Raw genomic sequence first — 16,801 nt, forward strand, 5'->3', positions numbered from 1 at the left:
TCATTCGTAATCTGAAATTAAAAACCGCTGGTTACCAGGTACGTTTACCCAAGACTGCAACCATTAATTTCGATTTTCAAATTCCTGTATGATATGAGGGTATACAATTAAACAAAGAAGCAGATACCTGATAAAATCACCGAAGTATCTGCTTCACAATAACATTAACTTAAAATATTAACTATCGATCAACTTAATTTTAGTAATTAACTCAACGATATTTTTAACACCCATTTTTTCGAATATCCGGGCCTTGTAAGTACTGACCGTTGAAAGCTGAAGGTTCAATTTTTCTGCAATTTTTGCAGTACCAAATCCTTCTTTAAGCAAATTCATTACATCCTTTTCTCTCGGAGAAAGACTCACGATTGGATCCGGAAGAAATTCCTTAGGGTTGATAAGTCTGTTAATATTAATCTGCTGCATATCCGCGCTCATATATTTCTTGTTATCGAGCACACTTAAGACAGCGGTTTTAAATTCATCTTCTGCTGCATCCTTGGATAAATATCCGTCTGCACCAGCCTGAAGATATAATAAACCGTATAATTGTTCATCGTAACTTGAAAACATAAGTATCCGAATATCAGGACGTTTAATCCTGATTGTCTCAATCATTTTGGTATTATTTCCACCAGGAATATTGATATCCAGAATAAGAAGATCAAAAGTTTGGTTGCCCAACTCCAGCAAGACCTTCTGAAAAGTATCAACCCCTGTAATCTGTGATTCAGGTATAAGGGACTTTAAGAGGTGTTTGGTTCCGATGCGGACCACAGCGTGATCCTCGGCAATAAGTATGTGCTTCATGAAATTTTATATACTAATGACAGTAGAAATAGTATTACCCCAAAGTTAGAATTAATTATTTATCTATTCACTAAGTTATCAGATAAATTCTAATTGCCTGGTACACAGATATGCTAACTTTAAAAATTATAATAAAATGAGCTGATTATTTTTAAGCCTAAACTGATTTTTTAACTTTTTCAGTTTCAAAATTCAATCAATGATTAAATTTAAACTTTTGAATTTGATTAATTTATCTCTATTTATGGCCCGAAAACTAAGCTCAATTATTCGGTAAATTGGTTTATTAAACAAGCGCAATAATTATTATTTACTTACGAGATAATATGCCTATAATTTACAAAGATAATTTGACAAAAAAACCAATAAATATCTACAAATAAACTGGGAATGATGCTACAAAGAAAGAATAATATATCTACATTCCATTGTCCGATAACTAATTTGTTAATATACAAGTTATTATAAATTATCAAATTATTAATAATTCTGATATTTTAAATACTTTTATGCCCATAAAAAAGATATATCAAAACCATACCAAATATCTTTCATTCAATTACTTGTAAACTTCTAATTAAAAATTAGGGGTTTACCGTCTTAAACTTGTTAGACTAACAAAAATCCCATTAGTAACCATTTTAACGAGGATTTTTTAAACATCAATAACACACACATATATAAAATTTGAAAAATCCTGATTTCGACTGGGTTGAAAACGGTTTGGAAACAAGACTGTATATTCAGCATTTCGTAACAGAAATTCCACTTTCTTTTGAGCCTTTTCTGTATCAAACTGCGGATTACCTGAATGCCCAGAATTGTGATAGAAGATTTTCTTTTTATCTTTTTCGGAAAGGAGAAGCCTTGTCAGCTGCCTGCATTCATTTTACGAATATTGATACCAGCTTCGTTTCTCCGTTACGAGCTCCATTCGGCGGAGTTCAGTGTGATGAAAAGTGCAAGGCAAATGAACTATCCTTTTTCCTTCGATGTGTTGAAGACTGGTTTTCATCGCAAACCAACGCTACTAAGTGTATAATAAGGACAGCTGCAACTTGTTATAAATCAGCCGACAAACACTTTTTATTATTTAATTCTTACGAGACGGCAGGCTACAAGATTACCCGTAAATTCATCAACCATCATATCCCGGTTTCCCGGTCACCCTTTGTTAACACCATTATTCCTGCTGAAAGACGAAGATTAGCCAAATGCAGGAAATCGGGTTTTCAGGCAGAATTATACGCTAAACCGGATTTTGAAATTGTCTACAATTTTATTCATAACAGCCGGTCAGAAAAAGGATATTTGATGTCGATGACGCCGAAGCAAGTGGATGTGTTAATTAATAAATTTCCACATCAATGCCGGATTTTCGTCGTTCGAGATGAAAGCAAAATAATTGCAATGAGCGTAACAGTTCTTGTCAGTAAAGGAATATTGTATAATTTTCTGCCAGCAGATCTTTCAGATTATAAAAGTTTTAGTCCGATGGTATATCTCTTGGAAACGGTTTACAATTATTGCCAAAAAGAAGAAATAAGAATTCTCGATCTTGGTATTTCAACGGATCATCATGGCATTGAGAAACCAGGACTGCTGAAATTTAAAAAGAATCTTGGCGGAATTGAATCTTTCAAAATCACTTATGAAAAGAAGATAGAAGTGCTATTAGGTAATTAAATTCCCAGACAATTGCCCTCTTTATAAAAAACAGTCGAACAACTTTCATGCCCCACGATCGGTAACATTCCTCGAAAGTCGATGCTCTTATAACCTTTATTTGTCATAAAATCTTTCGCAGGCTGATACCAGTCACGTTCCGAATTGTCAAGAATTAAAACACCATCCTCCGACAAATATTCAGCAGCAAAAGCGGTGCATTTTACGCGGTTGCGGCCATCGACTACAATGATGTTATATTTTTTGCCTTCGTTTTTAACGGCTTCAACGTAAGAAGGTCCTTGCGGACGAGAGAAAACAGTCGAGTTTGCAGGAAGTTTTGGTTTAATGATTTCAATCCACTGCGCATCATGTTCAACAGCAGCGATATGTTTCACGCGGGCACCATACCAACGTGTAGAATTTCCGGATCCGTATTCGAAAACTTCAAAATGCGGTTTAATTCTTGGTTCAAGGAAAAAGATAAACGAATAAGTATACCAGGGAAGCGGATTTCCTGCGGCGTCAACGGATTGTTTGGAATGAAAACTTCTGAACCAACCGTATTCTTTCAGAGCACTTTTCAAATAAAGTTGAACGGCTCCGCCAAAACCAACTGAATTTAGAACTCCCCAACCCTGCTTTTTTAAAAACTTAACCATTTTATCCGCTTATTCCGAAAGATATTTGTGACAACTCCAACCCTGAAACATTCCGATTTCCGGTATCGCTCCGAAACTCCAATTTTGCATAGGGGGTGCAAATATACTACATTAGCACTCAATTTTAATATTTGTATTGATAGCGGGAATAATTTCAAAATCCCTCAGTTTTAGAATGAAATTAAAAACGATAAAGACGGTTCTGGGCCACCCTTTAAACAAAGACAGAAAGGTAAAAGCATTGATGACGCTCTTCAAAAGAGGCCTGGTCATTCGCTTACACAAACATCCGATGGTCTACCCGTTTGTTGAGCATGTTTCGCTGGTTGTGGACAAGGGTATGTCGAGCGCGGAACTGCAAATTTATACGGGCTTATACGATACAAACGAAATGCTTTTTGTGATGCATTACCTGCGTCCGGAAGATACTTTTGTGGATGTGGGCGCTAACATCGGAGTTTATTCCGTTTTGGCATCAGGCATTACCGGTGCAAAATCTTTATCGTTTGAGCCCATTCCCTCAACGTTTGCAAACCTGAAACGCAATATCAATTACAATAATCTGCAAGACCGCTCGGAGCTTTATAATCTTGGAGTTGGTGATAAAGAAGAAACGCTGATTTTTTCAAATTCTCTGGATGCAATCAATCACGTGATCAACGATAATACTTTCCGCGGCCCGGTTACAGAAGTTCCGGTAAATTCGTTGGATAATATATTGGCCGATAAAAACATCAATTTACTAAAAATCGATGTCGAAGGTTTTGAAGCCAATGTAATTAATGGCGCTTCAAAAACATTGGAAAGGCCGGAGCTGAAAATCATTATTATGGAAACCAATGGGCTTTCCGATCAATATGAATTTGGCCAGAATTACATCCATGACAAGCTTTTGAGCCTGGGTTTTGTGCCTTATAATTATTTCCCTTCTGAACGAAAACTGACTAAAATTACGACTACCAATCCTGAAAACACGATTTATATCCGTGATCTGGCTTTTGTTGAAAACCGGGTTAAAACTTCCAGAAAAATTAAATTGGGGAACGATCTGATCTAGAATTATTCGATTGATTATTTGAGAAATCTGCGTTGCAAACCCAGTACCAGATCATTAATTTCTTCGGAAATTTTAAACCTTACAATTAGAAGAATAAACAACAGAATGATGATTATTGAACGCAAAGCCATCATCAACATAGCCGAAATAATCGTTCTTGTATAATCCGGAATCAGGAAAGTAATTGCATACAAAAAAGCCAGAATTAAGGTAACCTGTAACGTTTTATTTGTGAACGGAAGCACTCCAAATTTCCACCAAACGAAAGTCATTCTGGCAATTGAGTAAACCAAAGTGGTGAAGGCAGTTGCAATCGCTGCTCCTACAAAACCGTGGATTGGGATTAGCCATAAGTTCAACAAAAAACCTAAAATGGCCGATGCAACAATAAATAACGTAGCGAATCTGAAAAATTTCGAATACATGATAATTTCTGTATTCAAACCCGTTGCAATGTCGAACACCTTCACCAACGCAAGAAACAGCACCACATATTTGCCTTCTCCATACGTACTTCCTTTGGGTATTAAAAAGAAAATATCGTCGATACTGGCCCAAATTAATAGAAATACAACTCCGCCCGCAATAAGCTGATTTAAAGCTGACTTTTGATTCATGGTACGAACGTGATCATAATCACCTTTCACCAAAGAAGCTGCCAGTAAAGGAATTGAAATTTGAGCAATTGCTTTTTTAGGAATTTCAATAATCCCGGCGATATAAGAAGCAATGATAAATATCCCGGCACTTACCAGTCCTTTTTTACCAGCCACCATGGTTCGATCAATAAAAAGCATCAGGTTTACTCCCACCCCGCCAAGCAATGTAAATCCGCCATAACCAAGCATTTGTATGATTAACGAGCGTGTCAGGATTTTTTTATCAGGAAACCGGAAATATAATCTGCCAAGCTGTTTGATGTAACCAAGAAAAATGACTACCGCTAAACCATAGGATGCTACGACCAGATACAACATGGCTTCAAAACTTAGCCAGCCCAATCCAAACATCAAAATCAGCAAGACGTTGGCTAATTTGAGATATACTTCTCTAATAAAATTCGGTACTGCAATTCGGGAATTGTTTCGGCAATATGCTTCAAGGACAGAAATATAGATCCAGAACGTCGTTAAGGGAATAACCAGAAAATGATATTTCAAAAACATCGGCGACTCCTCCGCGAAATACGCATGGATCGCCGGTGTGAATACGAGATAAATAATCCCGAAAATCACTGCACCTATAAAAGGAAGAAGCAGGAGAAACGCAAGAATTCCATGATGTTCTTCCTCGTCGTTCCGAAAAAGACTGAAAAATTTATCTGCAATAAAGGGGGTTCCTAAATGTGCAAATGCAGCAAAAAGTAAGCTATTTTCAAAAAGCAACCGGGAAAGTGCGTATTGCTCTACGGATAAAAATTTCGTAGAAACGTACATCTGATTGACAATACCAATCCCTACCCCAATGTACGATCCAAGACCAGCTTTAAGACTCTGACGAACAACGATTCCCACTCTGAAAGTCTAGTTAGCGTATTTTTGTATCAATATTTCTGCGATACGTTCAGCGGCGTGTCCATCCCAAAATGGAGGAATAATGCCTTCTTTCACCCTTCCAGCCAAAATATCCTGCACTTTTTCAGCAACAGAAACCGGATCCAGATCACTAAGTAAAATATTTGTTCCCAATTCTACCGTTACTGGACGTTCCGTACTTGCACGGAAAGTAAGACAAGGCACTTGCAGATAAGTAGTTTCCTCCTGAATTCCACCTGAATCGGTGATAATCAAAGCAGAATTTTCCATCAAATGCAAAAATTCAAGATAACCCTGTGGTTCCATCAAAATCACATTTTCAAGACTTCTCAATTCATCCAGCAAACCCCATGTTTCCATATTTTTCAGCGTTCTTGGATGAACAGGAAAAAGTACGGTTTTACTTTTTGAAGTTTCTTTGATAATTTTCAAAATATTAGTTAATCCTTCCTGAAAATCCACATTGCTTGGGCGGTGCATCGTCATCAAAACATAAGACTTTGGCTCCAAGCCAAGATCTTTCACCAATGTTAAAGTTGAAGCTTTCTGGCGATAGTATACCAAAGAATCGATCATCACATTGCCGACAAAATGGACTTTTTCATCCGGAATACTTTCTCTTTTCAGATTGTCGATACCGGCTTGCTCGGTTACAAAAAGATCGTCCGCAATACAATCCGTCATGATCCGGTTAATTTCTTCCGGCATTCCACGGTCGCCGCTTCTCAAACCTGCTTCTACGTGAACGACAGGAATATGTTCTTTTACCGCTACCATCGCACAGGCAATTGTTGAATTAACATCACCAACAACCAGCACAACATCCGGTTTTTCAGCCAGCATAACCTGCTCAAATTCGATCATGATCTTGGCCGTTTGCTGTGTATGCGAACCGCCGCCGATACCAAGAAAATAATCTGGTTTCGGTAATTCCAGCTGATTAAAAAACACATCCGACATACGGGCATCATAATGCTGTCCGGTATGAATGATTTTCGAATCGATTTCAGGATGTTGTAAAAAAGCGCGGTGCAACGGAGCCACTTTCATGAAGTTCGGACGGGCACCAACAATACTCAGGATTTTCATTTTTTAATCAACCAGAATTTAAACAGATCAGTGCGCCAGAACGTAGTTAAAGGCAACCATGTATTCTTTCAGCACACTGTGTATATTGATTTCTTCTTTTATTATGCGCAATGAATTTGCACCAAAGGTGCTGATTTTTTCGGGATCCTGAAGCAACGTTTTCATTTTCAGGTTCAGACTTTCCTGATTTCCATTTTCAAAATAAAAACCATTATATCCATCTCTCACCAAACGTCTTTCCGTTCCATCCGCAACCGAACAAATGACCGGTTTGGCAAAACACATGGCATCATTGATGGATAATCCACCCATTCCGCCTAATAAATAAATGGACGAAACATGCAGATATTTACCCAGCGTGAGTGCATCATAAACTCCTCCGACAAACTTTACATTGTCCGTGACATCAAGTTTTTCAGCCAGTTTTTTAAGATTTTCTTCTTCCGGACCGAAACCTACAACGACCAGTTCAATATCAGGAAAAAACCGTTTCAGATCTTTAATCGACTGAATCAGCATATCCACTCGCTTCCATTTCACTAATCTTCCTACATGAATAACACGGTGTGGATTAGCCGGTAAAATTTCAGGTTGTCTTAAAACTTCTTCATACGCGGCCAGCAATTCGTCAGTATCTGGAGAATTGGCGGCAATAAATATTTTTTCTTTCGGAACGCCATAACTTCCGATGATATCACGGCCTTCATCATAATAGTTGATATGCGCGTCGGCTAGCGGAAGATATAATTTTCGTAACCACGTTATTGCCCGGAAATAAAGTGCACCTTTCCAGTTTTTTTTATTTGCGTCAAGATCTTCGGTAATGTTTTGTCCTGAATAATAATACTCCTGACTTTTACCCCAATACGCCGTATTAAAAGGAATATCCCGGCAAATTAACTTTGCGCCAATTTTTTTCAGTTTAAAATAAAAAGGCGGATTCAGTACCAGTTGCAAAAAATATGGCCAGGACGACATTACGATAATGTCCGGTTTTATTTCCTGTAAAGTCGGGATAAGATTTTCGAAAAAAGACTTTCCGTACCAGGTTGTAAACTCGGGAAGTTCCACCAACCGGAAGTTCGCGGCTGATTTATCTTCCTTCACACCGGCGCCCAGGGCTTTGCTTTGTTGGGTAGGTTTGACGAGAATAACTTCGATTCCATAGTCGGAAACCATTTTATTCAATATCAAGGCAAAATAATGCGGCAACCCCGCCATAACAAAACAAACACGCATGCGTCAGAAATCTTGTGGTAATTCCTGCAAAAGTACACATTCGCAGACAATTTTAAGAGGGGAAGAAATGTTTCGCTTACTTTAATGCAATTGAGATAATTTCAAAAGCGAAAATTTGAACCTATAAGAGAAAAAAACAACCGGAATCATTTCTAAGTTGATTCCGGTTTTGGATAATTTTTATAGTCGAGAATCAACCGAATCTTTTGGCAAAGTCGATTTCAGATCAAAAAGGACCGAATTTGTATTTGTAAAATCTGTCAGATTCAACTCTTTGAAAGTGTCGTGCGCAACAGCTAATACAACGGCTTCATATTTTCCATTTGGTTTATCTGCCAAGGCGATGTCATATTCATGTTTCACCTCTTCCGCCGAAGCCCAGGAGTCATACACATCAACATCCATACCGAAATCTTTCAATTCTTTATAAACATCAACAACACGCGTATTTCGGATATCAGGACAATTTTCTTTAAAAGTGATACCTAAAATCAAAACGCGACTGCCTTCAATTTTATGTCCTTTTTTTATCAAAAGTTTGACCAGTTTATTGGCTACAAAAACACCCATCGTATCATTCACACGGCGGCCAGAAAGGATTACTTGTGGATAATAACCCAAAGATTCTGCTTTGTACGCCAGATAATAGGGATCAACACCAATGCAATGTCCGCCTACCAACCCCGGCTTATATTTAAGAAAATTCCACTTTGTTCCGGCAGCTTCCAACACTTCCGTCGTATCAATTCCCATCCGGTCAAAGATCAACGCAAGTTCATTAACGAAAGAAATATTTACATCGCGCTGGGCATTTTCAATTGCTTTTGAAGCTTCGGCAACTTTAATACTCGATGCCAGATGTGTTCCGGCTTCGATAATCGTTCCGTATAAAGTATTGACAAACTCACCAATTTCCGACGTTGAACCTGAGGTTACTTTTTTGATTTTGGTTAAGGTATTGACCTTGTCGCCTGGATTGATACGCTCCGGAGAATATCCGCAGAAAAAATCAACATTGAATTTCAAGCCGCTTACTCTTTCCAGAACCGGAACACAATCTTCCTCTGTACAACCCGGATAAACTGTGGATTCATAAATAACGATATCACCTTTTTTCAAAACTTTTCCAACCGTATCACTGGCTTTCAAAAGTGGGCCAAGATCCGGCTTTTTATAGTTATCGATCGGCGTTGGAACAGTTACTATAAATATATTGCAAGTCGCCAATGCCGACAATTCATCTGAAAATTGCAGATCCTGAACACGTTGTAAATCTTCCGAAGAAATTTCCTGCGTTCGGTCATAGCCGCGCTTCAATTCAGCAACACGTTCTTTATTGATATCAAAACCAAGCACTGAATATTTCCGGCTGAATTCCACCGCCAACGGCAGACCAACATAACCAAGACCAATAATTGCAATTTTACTTGCAGCAATTTCTGACAACATTCTGGTAAAATTTAAAACGAGGACATAAAACTAGCCATATTAATTATGATCAGAAAATTTTGGGGAAATCTTGTTCTGGTATATCTTGGGTGTATTTGTATACAGAAAATATATTAACACCCAATCACAAAGCGTTCCTACCGGAACGCCTTACATAATAACGTATTCTATTTCTACCAACAAAATGTATCTCTGGTACATGTGGACATGTCTTTCGATTATGTCAAATTATAACTCAGAAGATTTCTTTAACTATGCCGTAGGCATATCTCGTTGGTAGAAATAAATAAACACCTCGATATGAAGCGTTCCATTGAAACGCCTTGTGACAGGTTTCCTGACGACTTTATGTTTGAAATTACAAGACCAGAATGTAATTCTCTAAGGTCACAAATTGTGATCTTAGAGAATCGAAAAAGCTGTGACCTAATTATCGATTTTCAGTATTCCATATAATTTAAAAACTGAATTTATGGAACTGATCGCTATACAAAACAAAGTGTTCACGCTTCGTGGACAGAAAGTTATGCTGGATTTCGATTTGGCAGAAATGTATGAAGTTGAAACAAGATCTTTGAAACAGGCTGTTAGGAGAAATGTTGATTGATTTCCCGCAGACTTATGTTTGAATTGACCTCGCTGGAATTTGATTCTTTAAGATCACAATTTGTGATCTTAAAGAATCAAAGAGGTGAACATAGTAAATATTTACCATTTGCTTTTACTGAACTAGGTACTGCCATATTATCAAGTGTGTTGAAAGGTCAAAAAGCACTTCAAGTAAACATCACCAATATGCGGGCCTTTGTTATGATTCGTCAATATTATTGATTCAACGGAATTGAAACAGCGCATCGAAAGCCTGGAAAATGAGATGCAAATTAAATTTAAAGACATTTACGAAACTTTGAATTTTCTATTAAATCCCCCACATCCCTAAAGAAAAGTAATAGGATTTAAAAATAGCCACGAATAACAGTTCAATCTTGAGATCACAAATTGTGACCTCAAGATTGAAGAAAATCTACTCCGGTTATATTTTTTAAAGACATCTTAATTTTGAAATTGTAACTTTGGTCTTTCTGCAAAGTTTCGAATAAGCATAATCTGTTTTTAAAATCTATGAATGGCCTGACGGATAAAGAATTTTGGTTGAATTATTGGGAAAGTAAGACCGGACTCGTTTTTAGTATCCCTGATAATTATCCATTCTTGTCTCTTTTAAAAAAACTGGTGACCACAAATCAGGTAAAAAGTCTGCTTGAAATCGGTGGGTTTCCGGGTTATTATTCCGTTTGGGCGCACAAGAATTTAAAGATTAAAACCGATCTGCTGGATTTCGTCATACATCCGAAGATTTTGCATGATCTTGAAAAAGCGAATCTAATAACAGAAGGTTCGGTCGGGACGATTGAAGCTGATTTATTCAACTACTCTCCCGTTGGCAAATATGACCTCGTCATGTCAAACGGTTTGATTGAACACTTTCAAAATACAACGGAAATTATTGAAAAGCATACCCAGTTTCTTTCTGAAAATGGGATACTTTTTATCTCACTGCCAAACTTTCAGGGATTAAACGGTTGGTTTCAAAAGACATTTGACCGCGACAATTACGACAAGCATTTTATTGAAAGTATGGATCTTGTTTATCTGCGGAATATCTGCCAGAATTTGGGATTGAAAGATATTGAAGTTTATTATTCCGGCCGTTTCATGCTTTGGCTGGAAAATGAAAATAAACAGCCTGCCTGGGTACAAGCTTTCCGCAAATCGACCTGGTTTTCGCTTAAAGTTTTTTCTAAATTTTTTCCGTTTGAAACAAAGGCGCTATCACCTTATATCGTCATAACGGCCCGTGCATGAACGTAGTTTTTATCAATACCAGCGACAGTAGCGGCGGCGCAGCCATAGCTTGCTCCCGACTGCAAAAGGCTTTGGAAAAACATTCGTCCATCAAAGGCGACATATTGGTTCAGGAAAAAAAAACGGAAAATCCGGCTGTAACCACAATCGCCAATACTTCATTAAAAAAACAATTTGTCTGGGCGAGATTTATCGCTGAACGACTTTTATTTTTACCCTACGAACGATCGAAAGAGATTCGTTTTCTGTTTAATCGTGGTATCGTTGGCGTGGATATCAGCAAACATCCGCTTGTTCAAAATGCAGATATCATTCATTTACACTGGGTTAACTTCGGATTTTTATCAACCGGTTCTATAAAAAAATTACTGGCGCTGGGAAAACCTGTCGTATGGACTTTCCATGACATGTGGCCTTTTACGGGCGGCTGTCATCATAGCGGCGAATGCGAAAACTATCAGATTGAATGTGGGAACTGCAAGTTTTTGAAAAACCCGGGTGGAAATGATATTTCCAGAAAAGACTGGTTTTCCAAAAACTCAGCCTATCAGCCTAATCATTTTACAGCAGTTGGTTGCAGTCAGTGGCTATCCAAAAGAGCCCGAAACAGCAGTTTGCTTAATGGCTTTAAAATAGAATCGATTCCAAATCCAATTGACATTACCGTATTTTCTCCAATATCAAAAAGGGAAGCGAGGCAACAATTAAATTTACCAACTGACAAACATTTAATTCTTTTCGCCGCCATGCGCGTAAATGCGCTGATGAAAGGTTTTTCGTATTTTCAGGAAGCATTAATTCAACTTAAAAATCAACATCCCGAGCTTTCTGAAAATATTGAACTTCTGGTTTTCGGGCAGGCGGAAGAAGAAGTGTTAAATCAATTACCATTTAAGACGCATAAACTTGGACATTTGTCCGATGTAAAACAGATAGTATTATCTTATAACGCAGCGTCGGTTTTTGTAACTCCTTCTCTCGAAGAGAATTTGCCAAATACGATTATGGAATCTTTTGCCTGTGGAACGCCGGCAGTTGGATTCAACATAGGCGGTATTCCGGAAATGATTTATCATCAGCAAAACGGATACCTTTCAGAATATAAATCTGTTGAGTCGTTAGCAACCGGGATTCAGTGGGTTTTGGAAAATAATACGGATGGAGAAATTTCTAAAAAAGCGCGGGAAAAAGTACTGGGAAGTTACGCGGAAAATATTGTCGCGTCTCAATATGAAACGCTGTACAAATCATTGTTGAAAAACAAATGACAAAGCAGTTTTCATATCTTTTACATATGTCTGAAAACTCCAATACCGAATATAAAAGCCGTTTTAGTGATGCCGTAATTGAAACGCTGGTTGCTTTTGCCAACACGAAAGGCGGACAGATTTTTATTGGTATTAACGATGATGGAGAACCTGTCAAAAATTTCGTGATCCGGGAAGAAACGGTTCAGCAATGGCTTAATGAAATCAAACACAAAACGCAGCCTTCCGTTATTCCTGATTCTGAATTCCTTGAAATTGAAGGAAAAGAAATAATTTCGCTTTCGATTAAAGAATTCCCAATCAAACCGGTAGCTTTTCGCGGACGCTATTTCAAACGGGTCCAAAACTCAAATCATCAATTGAATTTGAGAGAAATTTCGGATATGCATCTCAAAACTTTCAACACAAGCTGGGACAGTTATGCAACAAACGATTACAAACTGGACGATATTTCGTTGGAAAAAGTACGTTCGTTTATAGAAAAATCAAACATACTCAAAGAAAATCCGTTGCAGGATGATCCGTTAACGGTTTTGTACAAATTTGAGCTGATTAAAGAATCCCAAATTGCCAACGCGTGCCATTTGTTATTCGCGAAAAATGACGTGTTTCTGGCAACGATTGAATTGGGAAGATTTTCTGCTCCAACTTTGATAAAAGATGGCTTAACGCTCCGGAGCGATTTATTTTCTCAAATCGAAGATGTATTAACTTTTATTAAAAAACATATAAACAAAGAGTATATCATTACCGGAAATCCTCAACGCGAGGAACGCTGGGAATATCCTCTGAATGCAATTCGTGAGATTATTATTAACATGATCGTCCACCGCGACTATATGCATTATGGTGATTCATCTGTGAAAGTTTTTGATCATTATATCGAATTTTTCAACCCTGGTCCATTACCACAATCAATTTCCATTGAACAATTACTCAGCGGAGATTACACATCGCAGGCTAGAAATAAAAAGGTATCTTCGATTTTCAAAGAAGCTGGTGTTATTGAAAAGTATGGATCTGGTATTAAAAGAATTCAAAATGCCTTTCTGAATTACGGTTTAGAAGCGCCCGTTTTTGAAAATTTTCAGCACGGATTTAGGGTTATTGTTTCTACACAAACTGTACTGAAAACTGTGGAGAAAACTGTGGAGGAAACTGTGGAGAAAACTGTGGAGAAAACCGAAGAAATTATCCTGAACCTGATTAAATCCGATTCCCGAATAACGACAAAAGCCATTCAACAAATTACCGGATTAAGCAGACGAGGTATTGAATGGCAAATACAAAAGCTAAAAGATCAAAAAATAATTAACCGGATCGGGCCTGATAAAGGCGGTCATTGGGAAATAATAAAATAAGGGTGAATCTGATTCATTCAAAAATCGATACGAATGCCTTTACTAACAATCATCACCATCACATACAACGCCGAACGCTTCCTGCCCCGAACGCTGAAAAGCGCTGAAAAGGCATTGGCAAAACTGGCGGATAAAACTGTGGTTGAATACCTGATCATTGACGGAGGTTCAAAAGACAACACTTTAACCATTGCCAGTGAATTCGAATTTATCTCAAAAGTAATTTCTGAACCAGATCGCGGACTTTATGACGCGATGAATAAAGGCTTGAATCTGGCAACTGGAAAGTATTTATGGTTTCTGAACGCTGGTGATGAAGTTCAGGATGAAAACATTTTAAGTCAGTTAATTTCTGCGTTTGAAAGTAATGCAGATGTTTATTACAGCGATGCATTGCTAGTTCGCGAAGATGGCAGTGAAGTTGGATTAAGAAGTAAATTTACTCCACACGATTTGCCTAAAAACCTTACCTGGAAAGATTTTGCACTGGGAATGAAAGTTTGCCACCAATCTTTTATTGCTAAAAAAGAAATTGCCCCACCCTATGATTACACCAATCTGAGTGCTGATATTGACTGGGAAATTTCCTGTTTGAAAAACTCAAAAAAGACACAGTATATGGATTTTATTCTTTGTCGGTATTTAATGGGCGGACTGTCAATACAAAATCATCGCCGCTCATTATTAGATCGTTATAATGTTTTAAAAAAGCATTTCGGATTGATTCCTTCGCTTTGGAATCATGGATTAATTTTCTGGCGGGGATTCTGGTTTGCGCGGAAAAATGGGAAATATTGGTAGACTATTTCATCCCGTCCAATCTTGCATACATTTCCATCATCGCCGATTGATCGATCAGGGTTTTGGCCGCTTTTGTTCCTACTAAACCTTTTTCATCTCTTTCTTCTTTCCAGATACGCTCGGCATCGTCAACAAAAAACTGAAATTGTTTTTTGTTTTTGTTCACTTTATAAAGCTCTTCGTAGCCTCTAAGCAACACAACATTAAACCAATAATTTCCCGGCAACTTTTTGTTCTTGTAAAAATATTTTTCCGCAGAATTTGCGATCAATTCAGCTTCATCCAGATACTTTTTCTCTTTTGTAATCGTATACAAAATAACATTGGATTGGAGCATTGTTCCGGTATTGTAGGTATATTTTGCTGAATCGATTTTCAAACTTGGAATCTTGATTGCATCGTAAAAAATACCATCGGATGCGCGCAGGTTTTTATTTGTCCAGCCATACAACTTGATCGCCGTTGTCAAATATTCTTTCTTTTTTGTGACCTTGTACAATTGCAAAGCCACCAGAATTCCTGGACCGTTTGAGCAAGTATTTTTCGTATTTTTTTCATCTTCCTTCCAGTACAATCCCCCACCCGATTTTTCATCATAACCTGTCATCTGAAACCGGTAAATTTCCTCAGCGATATCCAGATATGATTTCTTTTTTGTCCGGTTGTAAGCATCCAGACAAGCAATCGCGATCCATTGGTTATCGTCATAAAAACGCGAATCTTTTTCTTCTTTTGTTACATAAGCCTGATAACCAGGCACTGGCGGATTTGTATTATGGTACTGAGCGATTGCTGCTAAAACCGGTTTCATAAATTCTTTTCCCGGCTCTATTTGCTCAGCTTCATTAGCGGCCTGAACCAAGGCGCATAACGGCCATAAATAAGAATGTAGTTTGTCGTTTTTACCATTTGTCTCTTTATACAACCCGGTTTCAGATTCGTAAAAAACAGAATTTATATTGCTGCTGATGGCATTTACTCGTGATTTATAATCAATACCAGCAGGTTGCCCATTTGCATCTACAAAAAAACAGAATACCAGAAAAAGTTGAAATGGAATAATCCGGATCATTGACAATGTCATTAAGTTAGGAACTGAAATAACAAAGTGAAAGTCTATGTTTGTTATACTCTTTTGCGGCAAATTTTATATCCGGACACCAATTTTCATCACAATTGTGTTGAAACTTCACCTAAACTTGAAGAATAACGTAATTAAATTTTGATATTCTAATAATATTCAAAATAGTATTTTATATAATACCTCCATTACCTATTTTTGATTCTACGATGTCTATTTTCAACAGAATCACTATTGACTCAGATCTCCAAACATACCGATGATTCAATACTCTGGGACAGTTTCCGGAACGGGAATGAGGCAGCTTATACCGAGCTCGCCACACGATACTACCGCACTTTACTTCACTACGGTTTAAGATTTACACCAAACGTTCAAATTGCCGAAGATGCTTTACAGGATTTATTCATCCATCTCTGGCTCCACCGTCAAAATCTCAATGACACCCCCTCGATCAAGTTTTATTTGCTAAAATCTTTTCGTCACAGAATCATTAAAACGCTGAAACCGCTAGCCGGAGAAGAGGAATTGACAGGAGAATTCGTCGATACCTGGCAGGAATTTTCCTCCGAAGAAGTGATCATCCAAAATGAAAATGAGCTTAATCTAAAAAATCAGGTTAAAGAATTAATGACGCAACTTCCGACAAGGCAACGGGAAGTTATTTATCTAAGATTTTTTCAAGGTTTAAAATCCGAAGAAATCGGAGTTTTGCTTGCTATTAAGCCGCAATCCGTCAGTAATATTTTGCAACGCGCTTTGTCAACCCTGCGTAATATATGGCCAATAAGCCCTTCTTTTTCTTTTATCTTTTATTCATTTTTCGAAATAATATTATAATTTTTAAAGAATAGTAAAAATTTAGTTTGGCAAGTGAGTATCCATACAGATTAAACAGATAGTAACAATATAGAGGTA

The 16,801-nt window shown here is 37.6% G+C and carries 17 protein-coding genes; 10 read left to right on the top strand and 7 right to left on the bottom strand.

Translation table 11 applies throughout. From position 1 onward, the window contains the following. Nucleotides 1–177 precede the first annotated feature (177 nt). On the bottom strand, nt 178–810 hold the full coding sequence (locus IEE83_RS22970; protein ID WP_194122820.1) for a response regulator: 633 nt from the start codon (nt 808–810) through the stop codon (nt 178–180). 687 nt (nt 811–1,497) lie between these two features. Here IEE83_RS22970 and IEE83_RS22975 point away from each other — a divergent pair. After that, nucleotides 1,498–2,496 (top strand): GNAT family N-acetyltransferase, encoded by a 999-nt coding sequence (locus IEE83_RS22975; RefSeq protein WP_194122821.1) that lies wholly within the window; start codon nt 1,498–1,500, stop codon nt 2,494–2,496. On the opposite strand, the gene IEE83_RS22980 is transcribed toward IEE83_RS22975, so the two are convergent. Next, nucleotides 2,493–3,137, bottom strand: a complete 645-nt coding sequence (locus IEE83_RS22980) for an FkbM family methyltransferase (protein ID WP_194122822.1) — start codon at nt 3,135–3,137, stop codon at nt 2,493–2,495. The genes IEE83_RS22975 and IEE83_RS22980 overlap by 4 nt on opposite strands. A gap of 175 nt (nt 3,138–3,312) precedes the next feature. On the opposite strand from IEE83_RS22980, the gene IEE83_RS22985 reads away from it, so the two are divergent. Beyond that, nucleotides 3,313–4,194, top strand: a complete 882-nt coding sequence (locus IEE83_RS22985; protein ID WP_194122823.1) for an FkbM family methyltransferase — start codon at nt 3,313–3,315, stop codon at nt 4,192–4,194. A 14-nt stretch (nt 4,195–4,208) separates the two neighbouring features. On the opposite strand, the gene IEE83_RS22990 is transcribed toward IEE83_RS22985, so the two are convergent. The 4 genes from IEE83_RS22990 to IEE83_RS23005 all read right to left on the bottom strand — a co-directional run bounded on the left by IEE83_RS22990 (nt 4,209) and on the right by IEE83_RS23005 (nt 9,506). Beyond that, nucleotides 4,209–5,708 carry a lipopolysaccharide biosynthesis protein gene (locus IEE83_RS22990; protein ID WP_310588552.1) on the bottom strand — a complete coding sequence of 500 codons (1,500 nt, stop codon included), beginning with the start codon at nt 5,706–5,708 and terminating at the stop codon, nt 4,209–4,211. 9 nt (nt 5,709–5,717) lie between these two features. After that, nucleotides 5,718–6,818, bottom strand: coding sequence for a non-hydrolyzing UDP-N-acetylglucosamine 2-epimerase (gene wecB / locus IEE83_RS22995; protein ID WP_194122824.1), 1,101 nt, complete (start codon nt 6,816–6,818; stop codon nt 5,718–5,720). A 27-nt stretch (nt 6,819–6,845) separates the two neighbouring features. Next, on the bottom strand, nt 6,846–8,057 hold the full coding sequence (locus tag IEE83_RS23000) for a glycosyltransferase family 4 protein (protein ID WP_194122825.1): 1,212 nt from the start codon (nt 8,055–8,057) through the stop codon (nt 6,846–6,848). 180 nt (nt 8,058–8,237) lie between these two features. Continuing rightward, nucleotides 8,238–9,506 carry a nucleotide sugar dehydrogenase gene (locus IEE83_RS23005; RefSeq protein ID WP_194122826.1) on the bottom strand — a complete coding sequence of 423 codons (1,269 nt, stop codon included), beginning with the start codon at nt 9,504–9,506 and terminating at the stop codon, nt 8,238–8,240. Between the two features lie 300 nt (nt 9,507–9,806). On the opposite strand from IEE83_RS23005, the gene IEE83_RS33640 reads away from it, so the two are divergent. From IEE83_RS33640 to IEE83_RS23030, 7 genes are all read left to right on the top strand, one after another. Further along, complete coding sequence (locus IEE83_RS33640; protein WP_369009348.1) at nt 9,807–9,962, top strand: ORF6N domain-containing protein; 156 nt, start codon at nt 9,807–9,809, stop codon at nt 9,960–9,962. A 16-nt stretch (nt 9,963–9,978) separates the two neighbouring features. Continuing rightward, nucleotides 9,979–10,113 (top strand): ORF6N domain-containing protein, encoded by a 135-nt coding sequence (locus IEE83_RS33325; RefSeq protein WP_262893248.1) that lies wholly within the window; start codon nt 9,979–9,981, stop codon nt 10,111–10,113. Between the two features lie 14 nt (nt 10,114–10,127). Then, on the top strand, nt 10,128–10,337 hold the full coding sequence (locus tag IEE83_RS23010) for an ORF6N domain-containing protein (RefSeq protein ID WP_262893249.1): 210 nt from the start codon (nt 10,128–10,130) through the stop codon (nt 10,335–10,337). A 291-nt stretch (nt 10,338–10,628) separates the two neighbouring features. Then, nucleotides 10,629–11,372, top strand: coding sequence for a methyltransferase domain-containing protein (locus IEE83_RS23015; protein WP_194122827.1), 744 nt, complete (start codon nt 10,629–10,631; stop codon nt 11,370–11,372). Then, nucleotides 11,369–12,640: a glycosyltransferase family 4 protein gene (locus IEE83_RS23020; protein ID WP_194122828.1), complete on the top strand. Its 1,272-nt coding sequence runs from the start codon at nt 11,369–11,371 to the stop codon at nt 12,638–12,640. The genes IEE83_RS23015 and IEE83_RS23020 overlap by 4 nt, the downstream gene beginning before the upstream one ends. 26 nt (nt 12,641–12,666) lie before the next feature. Next, complete coding sequence (locus IEE83_RS23025) at nt 12,667–14,001, top strand: RNA-binding domain-containing protein (RefSeq protein ID WP_194122829.1); 1,335 nt, start codon at nt 12,667–12,669, stop codon at nt 13,999–14,001. 33 nt (nt 14,002–14,034) lie between these two features. Further along, complete coding sequence (locus IEE83_RS23030; RefSeq protein ID WP_194122830.1) at nt 14,035–14,802, top strand: glycosyltransferase family 2 protein; 768 nt, start codon at nt 14,035–14,037, stop codon at nt 14,800–14,802. 1 nt (nt 14,803) lies between these two features. On the opposite strand, the gene IEE83_RS23035 is transcribed toward IEE83_RS23030, so the two are convergent. Beyond that, the gene (locus IEE83_RS23035) at nt 14,804–15,874 is read right to left on the bottom strand and encodes a glycoside hydrolase family 76 protein (protein ID WP_194122831.1); all 1,071 of its coding nucleotides are present in this window, start codon (nt 15,872–15,874) and stop codon (nt 14,804–14,806) included. Between the two features lie 243 nt (nt 15,875–16,117). On the opposite strand from IEE83_RS23035, the gene IEE83_RS23040 reads away from it, so the two are divergent. Continuing rightward, nucleotides 16,118–16,723, top strand: coding sequence for an RNA polymerase sigma factor (locus IEE83_RS23040; protein ID WP_194122832.1), 606 nt, complete (start codon nt 16,118–16,120; stop codon nt 16,721–16,723). Nucleotides 16,724–16,801 lie beyond the last annotated feature (78 nt).

The organism is Dyadobacter subterraneus, assembly GCF_015221875.1.
GTDB lineage: Bacteria > Bacteroidota > Bacteroidia > Cytophagales > Spirosomataceae > Dyadobacter > Dyadobacter subterraneus.

Excerpts from the sequence above, each read along its gene's own strand:
- IEE83_RS33325 (WP_262893248.1), top strand. The coding sequence starts at position 9,979 with ATGGAACTGATCGCTATACAAAACAAAGTGTTCACGCTTCGTGGACAG.
- IEE83_RS23015 (WP_194122827.1), top strand. The coding sequence starts at position 10,629 with ATGAATGGCCTGACGGATAAAGAATTTTGGTTGAATTATTGGGAAAGT.
- IEE83_RS22970 (WP_194122820.1), bottom strand. The coding sequence starts at position 810 with ATGAAGCACATACTTATTGCCGAGGATCACGCTGTGGTCCGCATCGGA.
- IEE83_RS23010 (WP_262893249.1), top strand. The coding sequence starts at position 10,128 with ATGTTTGAATTGACCTCGCTGGAATTTGATTCTTTAAGATCACAATTT.
- IEE83_RS23020 (WP_194122828.1), top strand. The coding sequence starts at position 11,369 with ATGAACGTAGTTTTTATCAATACCAGCGACAGTAGCGGCGGCGCAGCC.
- IEE83_RS23025 (WP_194122829.1), top strand. The coding sequence starts at position 12,667 with ATGTCTGAAAACTCCAATACCGAATATAAAAGCCGTTTTAGTGATGCC.
- IEE83_RS22980 (WP_194122822.1), bottom strand. The coding sequence starts at position 3,137 with ATGGTTAAGTTTTTAAAAAAGCAGGGTTGGGGAGTTCTAAATTCAGTT.
- wecB (WP_194122824.1), bottom strand. The coding sequence starts at position 6,818 with ATGAAAATCCTGAGTATTGTTGGTGCCCGTCCGAACTTCATGAAAGTG.
- IEE83_RS33640 (WP_369009348.1), top strand. The coding sequence starts at position 9,807 with ATGAAGCGTTCCATTGAAACGCCTTGTGACAGGTTTCCTGACGACTTT.
- IEE83_RS23005 (WP_194122826.1), bottom strand. The coding sequence starts at position 9,506 with ATGTTGTCAGAAATTGCTGCAAGTAAAATTGCAATTATTGGTCTTGGT.
- IEE83_RS23030 (WP_194122830.1), top strand. The coding sequence starts at position 14,035 with ATGCCTTTACTAACAATCATCACCATCACATACAACGCCGAACGCTTC.
- IEE83_RS22985 (WP_194122823.1), top strand. The coding sequence starts at position 3,313 with ATGAAATTAAAAACGATAAAGACGGTTCTGGGCCACCCTTTAAACAAA.
- IEE83_RS23035 (WP_194122831.1), bottom strand. The coding sequence starts at position 15,874 with ATGATCCGGATTATTCCATTTCAACTTTTTCTGGTATTCTGTTTTTTT.
- IEE83_RS23000 (WP_194122825.1), bottom strand. The coding sequence starts at position 8,057 with ATGCGTGTTTGTTTTGTTATGGCGGGGTTGCCGCATTATTTTGCCTTG.